Below are 11,770 nucleotides of genomic sequence, written 5' to 3'. Positions count from 1 at the left end.
AGCTGAATGCAGCCAAAAGTTGGCATTTTATGCAAAGCCGTTTGACAAACGGGGGGGGGTAATAATTTTGCATTGTTCCTGTCAGGGATGTTATTAGGAGATATAACAATGAAAAATCTTGTCAAAAAAACTGCAGCCGGCGTTTTCGTAGCCGGTCTGACTTTCGGGTTCGCCCCCGCTGCATTCGCAGCTGACGCAACCCCCGCTTGCTGGGTAGATGCTGTCGAGCAGGCAGAGATTCACTACGCCAATGAAAACGGCAAGCTCACTGAACTACAGGTGACTGCCAATATCGCTTTGGATGCTAAACAAAAAGCCGACGATGCGGTAAAAGCCGCTAAGGCTAAGGTTGCTGCCGCGAAGAAAGCTTTCGAAGACAGCAAGACTCAAGCTGCTCCCGATGGAGATGCCGCTAAGAAGAAGGCTCTGGACGATGCCAACGCCGAGTTAAAGGCGGCAGTTGCCAAGCAGAAGAGTGCTAATTCCGAATATAAAGAGGCAAAAGGCTATGCTGATATTCAGGAAGGCACTGTTAAGAACTATGCCTATCCGGCTCTAAAGAAGATTCAAGATGCCGATCCTGCTGCCTACAACAAGGCGCACGGTTGCAAAGCCACTCCCTCTAACCCAGAACAAAAACCAGGGAAACCTGAAGTAAAGCCTGGGAAACCTGAAGTAAAGCCCGGTAAATCCGAAGATAAGACTGGGGCTGCCGCCGGTGTCGCTGATAGCAAGAAACCTGCAAATAAGCAAGCAGCTAAGCCGGCTAAGGGCGACCTGGCCAGCACTGGTGCAGTGGCTGCCTCTCTAGCTGGTATTGCGCTAGCCTCGGTAGCTGGTGGGACTGGTGTAGTCGCCTGGCGTCGCCACAAAGCGTAACAATATAGCTAATAATCACCATTGATGATTTATTGACCTTGTAATCATCTGGCAATCAATAGGGCTTGGACGAGAAAATCTCGTCCAAGCCCTATTACTTTTGCCTGCTCGGACAGCGTCCATGTAGATGCCACGAACGCGCGGGGGCAGGAGGCAAAATCCGCCCTCGCGCGTACCGGCATCGCGCGGATTTTCGAAGATAACAGCTTAGCGGGCTAGTTATTCTTGGGGGGAGTGGGGTTGGGAACCGAACCTTTCTTGGAACGCGGACGTACCATGGCCTGCAGTCCTTCGCCAGAAACCGCCAGCCAGTAGAGGTCAAACTGACCGAAAGTAGCGCTGCGTAGTTGGGTGGGGTCAGCCACGGGGGCGAGCAAGCGGGCGATCACCATATCGGAAGCCCCAAGTTTACGTAGCAAGGCCGAAAAACCTTTGAAACTAACGGTTTTCCCGATTCCCGCAACCGCTATCGACGAAAAATCGTCCTCACACTCGTAAAACGGACGTTGATTTTGGGGAATGCATTCATTAAATGCTTCTTGTAGAGCTTGCCGCGCTGCTTCGCTGTTGTGGCTACGCCGGTAACGTAAAATTGTCCACCCAGCGACAATCCCGGCGATAACTCCCAGTAATATCCAAAGCGCCATAACTATCCCTCCAAGGTCGACAGTGCCTGTTGGTAAACCTGCTGGTCTTCGGGGCTAAAACAACAGATAGTGATGGAGTTTAAGGTATAGGGGAAGGCGGAAAAGTCTTTGATCTGCTTTATAGCAATCATAGCTGCCTGCGCTATCGGGAAACGGTAGACCCCGGTTGAAATCGAGGGGAACGCTATCGAATGACAATGGTTCTGCGCAGCCAGATGTAAGCAATTGCGCCAACAAGTCGCCAAGAGCTCGGCTTCCCGACTGCCTCCGCCATGCCACACTGGGCCAGGAGTATGTATCACGTACTTGGCAGGCAAGTTATAACCACCGGTGATCTTCGCCTGTCCGGTTCGGGCTCCGCCCAGGGTGCGGCATTCTTGGAGTAGACCGGGACCGGCTACGCGGTGAATGGCCCCGTCTACACCGCCTCCTCCCAGTAGGGAAGTGTTGGCCGCGTTGACAATTGCGTCAACATCCAGAGTAGTGATATCCCCTAAAACTACTTCTACATGCAGTGTTCCTAGTTGCATTTCATTAATCCGTTGTCCTTGATCGAGCAGTAGCCGAAGGGATTCTTTTCTAAGTAGCGTTGATGGTAGTCCTCTGCCGGGTAAAAGACGGGAAGCTGGGAGGCGCTAGCGATTTCGGTAACTGGCTCGGCTCCGTAGAGGTCGCAGATTTGGTTTTTTAGTTTCAAAAGTACTGCTTGGGCGGTATGCTCTTGATCCGCCGTAGTGGGGAAAACTTGGGAGCGGTATTGCGAGCCCACATCGCCGCCTTGTCGATTACGGGTCGTGGGGTTGTGGTGAGAGAAAAATACCTCTAGCAGCTGGCGGTAACTGATCTGCGTAGAGTCAAAAACCACTCGTACCGTTTCCGCGTGACCGGTAGTGTCAGTGCAAACCTGCTGGTAACTGGGAGTTTCTAGGTGTCCGCCCATATAGCCGACTTCGGTTTGCTGCACCCCGTCCAATCCTGAAAAAAGACGTTCTGCTCCCCAAAAGCAGCCCATTGCAAAATAAGCAGTTTCGGTATTTCTCATGATTTCAGTATAGAGGGCGAGCAGTTATTACTCCCGATAGCAGGAAGCCAGTTACTTCCAGAAAGCGTCAGTAACTGGGACTAGCTGCGGATATTTGGGGCTGCGACCATACCCAGAGGAGCGTCCTCAACAGTAACGTTCTACGGGATAGCCCACTGTTGATTCGCGGATCCACTCTAAGCGCCCAAAACAGTATCCACAATGGATAGCGGCTAACAGGGCGCGGAAAATAAAAATATCTCACCGCATGCGGTGAGATATTTTTCAGGTAAGACTCTATCGGGAGCCTTAACCTTGGTGCCAAATGCCCTCGAAGAGTTACTTCTCCATAGAGTTAACTAGCTTCGCCAGCTTCGACTTGCGGTTAGCCGCCTGGTTGCGGTGAATAATCTTCTTTTGCGCGGCGCGATCCAGCTTCTGGCTGGCGAGGCGCAATTCAGATTCGGCTAGCTGGGCATCGCCAGCAGCCACCGCTTCGCGGGTACGACGTACCAGCGTCTTGAGCTCGGACTTTACCGAGCGGTTGCGCAAGCGGCGCTTTTCATTCGTACGAATACGCTTCTTCTGAGACTTAATATTTGCCAATTTTTCACTCTCTATGAGTATCCAATATGCGGTCTAGAGGGCTGAGCCGGATTCGGACTGGCGTGTGGGGCACGCTGGCAAGAAACCGGCAAGACTATAGCCGACCGGGGCTAAAGTCCGCGAATCAGTTTAGCAGGCGCGAGGCCCTAGACGCTAAAAAATTCGGGGGTGGTAATCAAGTTCACTTCTGCGCCTCGCCTCCGGAAGGTCAGCGCCACCGCGAGCGGTTCGGTGGAGCCGCTCCTCCCAGCCTCGCAAAGCCTGCCCTAGTTAGTACCTTGCTAAAGTCTGTGCCTCAGCTAGAAGATTTCTAGGCTAGCGCCCCCAAAAGTCACCGCTAGCGACGTCCCTGGTTAGGGCTGCGGCCTCGCAGCCGATCCAATTGGCGACGTTCTTTTTTCGTTGGCCGGCCGGATCCGGGTTCCCGGCGCGGTAGCGAGGGTAAAGACAGCTTCGGGAGGCGCTCGGGAGTTAAATCCTCATAGGCTAGGCGAGCGAGCGGATAACTCACTCGCCGCTCCAACAATTGCTTGACCCGTAATATGTGGTCGAATCCTCCGATCCGCACTACTACTTGGTCGCCGAGACGCACCGGAGAAGATGCCTTAGCGCTCTTGCCATTGATCTTTACGTGACCAGCTTTGCAGGCTTTAGCCGCTGCCGAACGAGTTTTATACTTGCGTACCGCCCACACCCAAATGTCGGCGCGCACCGAGGCGAGGCTAGCGTCTGCGCCTGCCGCGCCCTCGTTACTATCTTCTGTCCCCATCTAGTTTCAGCCGCTCCTAAAGTCACTAAGTCCTACGTATTTCGATTTTTAGCGCGGTTTTTTATTTTTCATTCTAAAGGTTAGCGCTTCTAGTCCCCTCAGCGGGCGTAATTAGCGTAACCTAAGAGGAGAGGATTATTGCCCCCGCGAGGGGTGTTGAGGAAAGGAATAAATTGGTACCTAATCCAATTCCCGCTGCCAAATTGTCCAATGGGCGGGTTCCTTTGAATATTCTGGAGTTGGCGCCGCTTTCTACCGGCATGACCCGGAAAGAAGCCCTGGACACTTCGCTAAAGCTGGCGAAGAATGCTGATCGTTTGGGCTACACCCGCCTGTGGGTGGCAGAACATCACGGTTCGCAAGTTTTCATGTGTTCGGCTTCATCGGTGATAATCACCCGCGCCTTGGAAAACACTACTCGTCTGCGGGTAGGTGCCGGCGGGGTGATGTTACCTAACTGGGCTCCACTTACGGTAGCGGAAACCTACGGAACTCTTTACACCATTTACGAGGGGCGGGTTGATCTGGGGTTAGGTCGGGCACCCGGAACTGATCCGGCTACGGCTCGGGCGCTGCATCGCGGCGCTAGTGAGCCAGCCTATTTCGAGGAGGATCTCGAGGAGCTCGCCAGCTATCTATCAGATCAAACATCAGTGGTGCACTCCGGGGTGGTTTCAGGGGCGGAAGCCTCGATTCTCGGGATTGAAGTTATCGGCGTGGATCGCCCTTTCACCCGGGTACGCGCCATTCCGGGGGAAGGCACCTGTATCCCTATGTGGATGTTGTCTTCGTCCTCTGCAGGCGCCAAGGTTGCCGCTGAACTGGGGATGCCCTATGTTTTCGGTGGTCACTTCGCTCCTTACAACATTGATGAAGCGGTAGAGATATACCGGCGGGAGTTTAACGCCAACGCCCCGACCGCCATGGTGGATCATCCGGTAGTGATGATGGGGATGAACGTAATGTGTAACGAGGACGAAGCGGAAGCAAAGTACCAGTTCACCACGACCTATCAGGTACAGGGGAATGTGCTTTCCGGGCGGCCGGGCACGCTCACCCCGCCCACCGACGATTTGGATGCGACTTTGGGTGAAAAACTAGCCGATCGGGTGCGGGCGCTGCCCTCTATTTCCGCGGTCGGTACCCCAGAGCAAGTAGTAGAGAAAATGGATTGGGTTTCCCGTAAGTACATGGTAGATGAGATCATCACCGTTACTCACGCTTACGATCCTCAGGTACGCATTCATTCTCTAGAACTGGTAGCTAAAGCCTGGGGCTTGCCGATACTGCCAGCCGAGGGGGAAGCTGAAGAAGCGGAGCAAATACCGTCCACCCCGGAACCGGAAGTGATAGAAATCGCGGAGGAAGAACCGGAGGAAAAGGTTGCGCCGCGACCTGGTGGGTCACGTAATCGCTCGGCAGTGTATGGGCCGGTGCACCGCAGCGAGAGGAAAAAGCCGACATTAAAGAACTCTGCTGGTGCGAGCGCTGCGGCAGCATCTTCCGATAGTGAGGACGCGCCAGCAAAGACTACTGCCTCTAAAGCAGCGCCTGCTAAAAAACCAGCAGCCAAGAAAACTACTGCCGCTAAGAAGCCTGCCGCTAGGAAAACTACGGCAAAGACCTCGACGAAAGCAACCGCTAAACCTAAACCGGCAGCAAAGTCGGCAGCGAAGTCCGATGCTGCTAGTGAGCAAACGACTCCCGCAGCAAAACCAACTGCGCGTACCCGTACCCGGCGCAAGCCGCGTCCTCGCAGTTAGGGGTTTGGGACTTAAGGCAATAGGATAACGCGAGAAGACAGCGGGATTTTAATAGGAAGATAATAGTATTGGCTAACAGCGAGCGGGATTTAGGGATTGCCCCCGGTAACACGGATCCCCAGCAGATTCGTAATTTTTGTATCATCGCCCATATTGATCACGGCAAGTCTACGCTGGCTGATCGGATGTTGGGGGATACCGGGGTGGTCTCGGAACGAGAAATGCGCGAACAATATCTGGATCGGATGGACATTGAACGCGAACGCGGGATCACGATTAAATCTCAGGCGGTGCGTATGCCCTGGCAGGTGGGGGACACCCACTATGTGCTGAATATGATTGATACCCCCGGTCACGTGGACTTTTCTTATGAGGTGTCGCGTTCGCTAGCCGCTTGCGAAGGGGCGATCTTATTAATTGATTCCTCGCAGGGGATCGAAGCACAAACCCTAGCCAATCTCTATTTGGCGATGGAACATGACCTGGTAATTATTCCGGTACTTAATAAGATTGATCTTCCGGCGGCGCAACCAGATCGCTGTGCGGAGGAAATAGCGGGACTGTTGGGAGGATCCCCCGAGGAATGCCTGCGAGTATCAGCCAAGACCGGTGAAGGGGTGCCAGAGCTCCTGGATCGGATCGTAGCGGAGGTTCCATGCCCTAAATCCAGCAGTAAGGAACCGCGTGCCCTGATTTTTGATTCCGTCTACGACACTTACCGCGGAGTAGTGACCTATGTGCGGATGATGGATGGCAGCCTTAAAAAGGGGCAGCGGGTAAAAATGATGTCCACTGGTTCTGAGCATGAGCTGCTAGAGATTGGGGTTATTTCTCCGGAGCCTACCCCGGCAGCTGGCCTGGGACCGGGCGAAGTGGGTTATTTGATTACTGGTGCGAAGGACGTGCGGTTATCTAAAGTTGGTGACACGGTAACCAGTGCTAAGGATCCGGCCAGTGAGATTCTGCCTGGCTATCAAGAACCTAAACCCATGGTTTATTCGGGGATCTATCCGGTAGATGGCGATGATTTCCCGGATTTGCGGGAGGCGCTGGATCGGCTGCAGTTAAACGATGCGGCGATTACTTTTGAACCCGAAACTTCCGTGGCTTTGGGGTTTGGTTTTCGCTGCGGATTCTTGGGGCTGCTACACCTAGAGATCGTGAAGGAACGCTTGGAGCGGGAGGCGGGACTGTCGATTATCGCTACGGCGCCCTCGGTGGTTTATCACGTTACTCAAGAGGATGGTACGGAACTAGAAGTGACTAATCCTTCCGAGTATCCGGATGGGAAAGTCCTGGACGTGCAAGAACCGGTAGTGGAAGCCACCGTTTTGACCCCTAACGATTACGTAGGACGAATCATGGAGCTTTGCCAGGGCAGGCGAGGCACCTTAGGGAAAATGGAGTATCTATCCTCTGACCGGGTAGAGATGCATTATCGTCTGCCTTTAGCGGAGATCGTGTTTGACTTCTTTGACCAGCTTAAATCCCGGACGCGAGGCTTTGCTTCCTTGGATTATCATGAGGCCGGTACCCAATCTGCGGATCTGGTGAAAGTAGATATTTTGTTAAATGGCGAGGGCGTGGATGCGTTTAGTGCCATTGTGCATCGTGATGCGGCTTATGCATATGGGGATAAGATGACGCGGCGGCTAAAAGAGTTGATTCCCCGCCAGCAGTTTGAGATTCCAGTTCAGGCGGCGGTGGGTTCGCGGATTATTGCCCGGCAGACTATTCGAGCGCTGCGCAAAGATATGTTGGCGAAATGCTATGGCGGGGATATTTCCCGTAAACGCAAACTTTTAGAAAAACAAAAGGCAGGAAAGAAACGAATGAAAGCAGTGGGTTCGGTGGAAATCCCGAACTCGGCTTTCATTGATGCTATAACCCAAGATACTCCCACGGGAAAGGGGTAAGTCATGAGTGAAGAACTATCTGAGCGCGAGGAAGCGACGGAAAACCTAGTTTCTGAGGAGGAACTAACGGAGGGCGAGACCGGAGGGCAGGCTCAAGAAATTGACCTGTCGTCACCGGAAGGACGCTATCTGGCCAGATCGAAGTCTTTTGTTTCCCGGGCACGTCAGCTTAGCGATTCTTTGCAACATACTTGGGACGCCCATGCCGGCGACTATGTAGTAACGGTACCCGTCGGTGCCGGACATACCGCGGTGGCCGAGGATGCGAAACCCTTATCGTTTAGACGTCTCTTTGATCGCAAAGCCGTGGTGCGCCTGGAAATTGGTACTGGTAACGGCGATCAGATCGTGTCGGCGGCGGTATCGCATCCAGATCGGGACTACATCGGATTCGAAGTTTATCGCCCGGGAGTGGCGCAAACCGTGTCCAAAGCGGTTAAAGCCGGGGTGGATAACCTGCGGATTATTGAGGCTGACGCGGCGCAAGCTTTACCGATTCTATTTCCCGAAGCCTCCTTGGATGAGGTGTGGACTTTCTTCCCGGATCCGTGGCGCAAAACTAAACATCATAAACGGCGTCTAGTGCAGGCCGAATTTGCGCAAACGGTGGCGCGAGTATTGCGTCCGGGGGGAGTTTGGCGCCTGGCCACTGACTGGTCTGATTATGCTTTCCAGATGCGGGACGTCATTGAGGATTCCCCCTATTTTGAGAATCCCTATGCTGGGGTTAATCCCCATGAGGATGATCCCGATCCGGGGCGGGGTGGTTTCGCTCCGCGTTGGGAAGGACGCGTAATGACCAAGTTTGAGCGGCGCGCAATAGATGCGGGACGGGAAGTGTTTGACTTGGTGGCGCAGCGGCTTTCGTGAGCGGCACCTCTAAGCTAAAAGAGCTTTTTTCCGCTGCTTATGAGGACGGACGCTCGCAGCCGTCTACAGTAGCGAGAGAGGGCGCGGCTCAGCTCGATTTGGGGCAGCAGGCGACCGACTTCGCGGTCTATATTCATGTGCCTTTTTGTCGGGTGCGGTGTGGGTACTGTGACTTTAACACTTATGTGAAGGATTTTGGAGCGGGTGCGGATCGGGCAAGCTACCATGATTCGGCGCGTAAAGAGATGGCGCTGGCAGCTCAGTTTTTGCGTGAGCATAAGCTGGTTCCACCCCCGGCCTCCTCGGTTTATTTTGGAGGAGGTACCCCCACCCTGCTAAGCGTGCGGGCGTTACGGGCAATTTTGGCGGAGATACAGGATACTTGGGGGATAGCTCCGGGCGCTGAGGTTTCGATTGAAGCTAACCCCGACACGATAACTGACCAGGTGGCACGGGAGCTAGCCGCCAGTGGATTTACTCGCGTGTCCCTGGGAATGCAATCGGCACTGCCGCGGATATTAACCACTTTGGATCGCACTCATCGCCCGGAAAATCTTCCCCAAGCAGTAGCGGCGCTGCGTGGCGCCGGCCTCGCGGTTTCTTTAGATCTGATTTACGGGACTCCGGGGGAGTCCTTGACTGATTGGGAAGCCTCTCTACAGGCAGCCTTGGCCTTAGAAGTTGACCATATTAGCGCCTATTCTTTGGTGATTGAGCCGGGCACCAAAATGCACGCCCTAGTCGATCACGGAAAGCTGTCTCCCATCGATCCCGATAGTCAGGCGGAAAAATATGAAATGGCAGACTCGCTGCTAAAAGCGGCAGGTTTTAAATGGTACGAGATCTCCAACTGGGCAAAGCGGCTAGATACCGAACAGTTTCCTAGCCCGCAGATTCCCGATGCTACTTATTTGGCGAATACCTCGCGGCACAACCTGGCTTATTGGCGGGACTGGAATTGGTGGGGGATTGGGCCGGGCGCGCATTCTCATCTCGGCCAGGTGCGTTGGTGGAATCAAAAACATCCCCGCGGCTACGCTAGCCGCGTAGCCGCCGGTGAACTCCCGGTACAAGACGGGGAGGTGCTCGCTGCGGACAGCCGGGAATTGGAACGAGTTATGTTGGGGTTGCGCACCGCAGCGGGAGTAAAAAGTTTGCGCGCAGAAGAACGAGCCCAGTTACCGGCGCTGGTGGCAGCGGGATATCTTGAAGAAGCGGCGGCACGCCGCGGCGAAGCGATATTAACTTTGCGGGGGCGTCTAATGGCTGACTATGTTACTGGTCAGTTACTGGGCTGGTAAGTTAGCGGGTGCCGGCGGCGGTAACGAAATCGATTAGGGACTCTACCGGCCCTAAAAGACCTGGTTCCAGATCCCGCCAGTCGCGCACTTGGCGCAAAATATGTTTCCAACCCTGAGCAATATCCGCTTGGGTTTCAGCCGGCAAGCCGAGCGCTTGCAGGCTACCCACTTTAATATCGGTGCCGCGCGGCACCTGCGGCCAGGTGGATAACCCCAGGCGTTGCGGTTTTACGGCCTGCCACACGTCCACAAAGGGGTGCCCGGCAATCGCGACTGCGTCCTCGCCAAAAGTGTCGATACACTGCTGGGCGATTCGGGACTCTTTAGAACCGGCTACCAGGTGATCGACTAAGGCGCCGATTCTTGTCCGCGGGGTGGGAGCAAACTCTGCTAGTCGTTCCTGAAGATGATCCACCCCATCCAGGATTTCTACTACCACCCCTAACTCTCGCAGGTCATCACCCCAAACGTGTTCTACTAGCTCCGCGTCATGGCGTCCTTCCACCCAAATCCGGGAAGCCCGCGCTACCCGCGCCCGCTGCTTGCCCTGGCAAGGGTCGCGTCGCGAACCAGAATTCGTGGCGGCGCGGCCAGTTGCCAATTTCGCAGACTTGTCGTTTTTGACTTTAGGTGCGGGAGCCCGTAGTTCCACGGGTTTTCCGTCAATCCAAAAACCGGCTCCAAGCGGAAAAGCTCGCACTTTGCCGCGGCGATCCTCCAGCTCCACCAGATACATGCCGCCGGCTTTATAACAGCGTACTACCGCGCCTACAAAACCGGTCATCACATCCTCAACTACTAAGCCGCGGGTAGCAGCAACCGGGCGGGAAGTAGGGAGCTTGCGCCAATTATCGTTAGCGAGGACGTCTTTTCCGTAGCGATCGAACACGCCCTAACTATAGAGGAAAGTCTTAGGCGCTACAGGCGATCGCCCCGGAAGAGTCCTCAGATTTGCCACTGCCGGAATAGTTAGGATCCAAAGCCGCTGCCTCTTCAGGACTGACCCAAGCCGGTAATTTGCTCAAGCGAGAAAGATATTCGCTAATGGCCTCAAAATCATGCAAGGTTTCGGGAGAAGACGCGGAAAGCACTTGGAAAACCACAAAGGCGCGAATATCGCTTTCGACGGGCTGCTCACCGGTAAGGAAGGGATTTTCTCGCAACATTTCTTCCAGGCGTTCCAAAGCCAGCGAAAAATCTCGCCTGCTCTGGGCATCAGCTTCTCTGTGAGAAACCGCCCAGGAAGGTGCCACTAGCTGCTTATTTAGCCAAGCGTCGAGGGCATCTAGTTTTGCTCGCTCAGCTTCCGGATATAGGTCAGGGGCTTCAAAATGACTAAAAGGTTTCCAAGCGGTGCAAAAATCGAGCAGCATATCGGCGGATTCGGTGGCCACGATCTGGTTATCGCGCTGGGAATCTAGTATCACCGGCACGGTTTGCGGATCATCAAGCTCAAAATTGGGTTGGCGGCGATAAAGCTCGTGCGCTGAACGCACCATCAGCACCGGGTCATAGGAATAGCCATCTCGAATAAACTCGAAACCATCCGGGCCGGATCCGGTAGCATAGCGTACCCCGATCGCGGCCTCTAAACCTAACAGCCGCCGCGCAATCGTGACCCGGCGGCAATAGGGACAGGTGGGAGAAACAACTAGCAGGTAGCGGCCGGCCTGTACCGGTAACTCTTCGCTACCAAAACGATAATTCGGGATCATGGACAACTCCTGTTCTCGAGGCTAGCTCCATTATCGCAAATGCGCGGCACCCACGCGCGCTGAGCGAATGGAGAGAAAATGTGGCATAATAAACGGGTGCTCCGGGGTCGGTGAAAATCCGAACCGGCGGTAAAGTCCGCGACCCGCTCACTATGGGCGGCTGAACCGGTGAAATTCCGGTACCGACGGTTATAGTCCGGATGAGAGGCAGCACGGGCAGTTGTGCCTTCATGGCGTCTGCGCGCGCCCACGTCTCCTCGGAACACTCTATTGGCGAGGAGGA

At 54.5% G+C, this 11,770-nt stretch carries 12 protein-coding genes and 1 riboswitch; of the genes, 5 read left to right on the top strand and 7 right to left on the bottom strand.

Translation table 11 applies throughout. The features are described 5' to 3' along the window. Positions 1 to 108 precede the first annotated feature (108 nt). Positions 109 to 879 (top strand): hypothetical protein, encoded by a 771-nt coding sequence (locus ACZ5BI_RS05840; protein WP_464895844.1) that lies wholly within the window; start codon positions 109 to 111, stop codon positions 877 to 879. A gap of 215 nt (positions 880 to 1,094) precedes the next feature. On the opposite strand, the gene ACZ5BI_RS05835 is transcribed toward ACZ5BI_RS05840, so the two are convergent. The 5 genes from ACZ5BI_RS05835 to ACZ5BI_RS05815 form a co-directional block, all read right to left on the bottom strand. After that, positions 1,095 to 1,526, bottom strand: coding sequence for a hypothetical protein (locus tag ACZ5BI_RS05835; RefSeq protein WP_464895843.1), 432 nt, complete (start codon positions 1,524 to 1,526; stop codon positions 1,095 to 1,097). A 2-nt stretch (positions 1,527 to 1,528) separates the two neighbouring features. Then, positions 1,529 to 2,056 (bottom strand): O-acetyl-ADP-ribose deacetylase, encoded by a 528-nt coding sequence (locus ACZ5BI_RS05830; protein ID WP_464895842.1) that lies wholly within the window; start codon positions 2,054 to 2,056, stop codon positions 1,529 to 1,531. Continuing rightward, positions 2,047 to 2,568, bottom strand: a complete 522-nt coding sequence (gene msrA, locus ACZ5BI_RS05825) for a peptide-methionine (S)-S-oxide reductase MsrA (protein WP_464895841.1) — start codon at positions 2,566 to 2,568, stop codon at positions 2,047 to 2,049. Before msrA ends, ACZ5BI_RS05830 begins: the two co-directional genes overlap by 10 nt. A 318-nt stretch (positions 2,569 to 2,886) precedes the next feature. Continuing rightward, on the bottom strand, positions 2,887 to 3,153 hold the full coding sequence (gene rpsT, locus ACZ5BI_RS05820; RefSeq protein WP_024058548.1) for a 30S ribosomal protein S20: 267 nt from the start codon (positions 3,151 to 3,153) through the stop codon (positions 2,887 to 2,889). 337 nt (positions 3,154 to 3,490) lie between these two features. Further along, positions 3,491 to 3,922, bottom strand: coding sequence for an RNA-binding S4 domain-containing protein (locus ACZ5BI_RS05815; protein ID WP_288335996.1), 432 nt, complete (start codon positions 3,920 to 3,922; stop codon positions 3,491 to 3,493). A 224-nt stretch (positions 3,923 to 4,146) separates the two neighbouring features. On the opposite strand from ACZ5BI_RS05815, the gene ACZ5BI_RS05810 reads away from it, so the two are divergent. The 4 genes from ACZ5BI_RS05810 (at position 4,147) to hemW (ending at position 9,772) form a co-directional block, all read left to right on the top strand. Continuing rightward, on the top strand, positions 4,147 to 5,685 hold the full coding sequence (locus ACZ5BI_RS05810; protein WP_464895840.1) for an LLM class flavin-dependent oxidoreductase: 1,539 nt from the start codon (positions 4,147 to 4,149) through the stop codon (positions 5,683 to 5,685). Between the two features lie 68 nt (positions 5,686 to 5,753). Continuing rightward, positions 5,754 to 7,601, top strand: a complete 1,848-nt coding sequence (gene lepA, locus ACZ5BI_RS05805; protein ID WP_238127394.1) for a translation elongation factor 4 — start codon at positions 5,754 to 5,756, stop codon at positions 7,599 to 7,601. Between the two features lie 3 nt (positions 7,602 to 7,604). Beyond that, positions 7,605 to 8,471, top strand: coding sequence for a tRNA (guanosine(46)-N7)-methyltransferase TrmB (trmB, locus tag ACZ5BI_RS05800; RefSeq protein ID WP_464895839.1), 867 nt, complete (start codon positions 7,605 to 7,607; stop codon positions 8,469 to 8,471). Next, on the top strand, positions 8,468 to 9,772 hold the full coding sequence (gene hemW, locus ACZ5BI_RS05795) for a radical SAM family heme chaperone HemW (RefSeq protein ID WP_464895838.1): 1,305 nt from the start codon (positions 8,468 to 8,470) through the stop codon (positions 9,770 to 9,772). Before trmB ends, hemW begins: the two co-directional genes overlap by 4 nt. A 1-nt stretch (position 9,773) precedes the next feature. Here the strand turns inward: hemW and ACZ5BI_RS05790 are convergent, their stop codons facing one another. After that, positions 9,774 to 10,661 carry a DUF3097 domain-containing protein gene (locus ACZ5BI_RS05790; RefSeq protein WP_316086669.1) on the bottom strand — a complete coding sequence of 296 codons (888 nt, stop codon included), beginning with the start codon at positions 10,659 to 10,661 and terminating at the stop codon, positions 9,774 to 9,776. 22 nt (positions 10,662 to 10,683) lie between these two features. Next, positions 10,684 to 11,487, bottom strand: coding sequence for a glutathione S-transferase family protein (locus ACZ5BI_RS05785; protein ID WP_316086675.1), 804 nt, complete (start codon positions 11,485 to 11,487; stop codon positions 10,684 to 10,686). Positions 11,488 to 11,581: 94 nt separating this feature from the next. Continuing rightward, positions 11,582 to 11,703: riboswitch (FMN riboswitch) on the top strand. The last annotated feature ends 67 nt before the right edge of the window (positions 11,704 to 11,770 follow it).

Source organism: Varibaculum sp. GTC20041 (assembly GCF_055387755.1).
This window is presented reverse-complemented; position numbering and strand designations above follow the sequence as displayed.